Source organism: Pseudomonas sp. Kh14 (genome assembly GCF_900291005.1).
Lineage (GTDB): Bacteria > Pseudomonadota > Gammaproteobacteria > Pseudomonadales > Pseudomonadaceae > Aquipseudomonas > Aquipseudomonas alloputida.
Window position 1 is genome coordinate 1 of the sequence record NZ_OLKJ01000048.1, and the last position, 1259, is coordinate 1259.

The window sequence follows — 1259 nt, forward strand, 5'->3', positions numbered from 1 at the left end:
GGCGAGATCACCTACACCATCACGCTGACCAACAAAGACGGCCTGCCGATCAACAACCACAGTGCATTGACCTTCACGCTGAGCGACGGCAAAACCGTCATCACCGTGCCGGCCAATGGCACCGTGGGTACTGCCACTGTCACTGCCCCGGACAACGTCTACGTCGGTAGCAACGACCCTGTCGTGATGTCGATCGCTACCGTTGAAGGTGCGGACGTTGGCAAGTTCGAACAGCTGACGCTGGACAAGACCCCGGTCAGCACGTCGGTCACCGACGAGCCGGGTACCCCAGGCAACGAAGGCGACCTGGTCAAGGTCACCATCACGGCCGACCAGACTTCGGTGGCCGAGAACGTCAAACCGACGTTCACCGTGCACATCAACACCGCCCTGGCTCACGACCTGGTCGTGACCCTGAGCAACAACGCTCAGGTCACCATCAAGGCCGGCGAAACCAGCGCGCCGTACACCCACGCGGCGCAAGGCGATGACGTCTACAACGATGCGGGCCAGATCAGCCTGGGCATCAATTCGGCGGTAGACGCCACCGGCGCAACGTTCGAGAACCTGCAGCTGGGCGGTGCGGCTACTGTTCAAGTGACCGACACCACCGACGAAGTAGTGGCCAAGCTGACCGCGACCCCGTCGGTCACCGAAGGCGGCGAGATCACTTACACCATCACGCTGACCAACAAAGACGGCCTGCCGATCAACAACCACAGTGCATTGACCTTCACGCTGAGCGACGGCAAAACCGTCATCACCGTGCCGGCCAATGGCACCGTGGGTACTGCCACTGTCACTGCCCCGGACAACGTCTACGTCGGTAGCAACGACCCTGTCGTGATGTCGATCGCTACCGTTGAAGGTGCGGACGTTGGCAAGTTCGAACAGCTGACGCTGGACAAGACCCCGGTCAGCACGTCGGTCACCGACGAGCCGGGTACCCCAGGCAACGAAGGCGACATCGTCAAGGTCACCATCACGGCCGACCAGACTTCGGTAGCCGAGAACGTCAAGCCGACCTTCACCGTGCACGTCAACCAGCCGCTGGCCCACGACCTGGTCGTGACCCTGAGCAACAATGCCCAGGTCACCATCAAGGCCGGCGAAACCAGCGCGCCGTACACCCACGCTGCGCAGGGTGATGACGTCTACAACGATGCTGGCCAGATCAGCCTTGGCATCAGCTCGGCGGTAGACGCCACTGGTGCGACCTTCGAGAACCTGCAACTGGGCGGCAACGCTTCGGTTCAAGT

General features: G+C 61.8%; 1 protein-coding gene. It reads left to right on the plus strand.

Annotated features, from left to right (window positions below; all coding sequences use genetic code 11):
- Positions 1–1259, plus strand: a 1259-nt coding sequence (locus FQ668_RS27260; protein WP_369333843.1) for an immunoglobulin-like domain-containing protein, incomplete at both ends; no start/stop codon positions are given.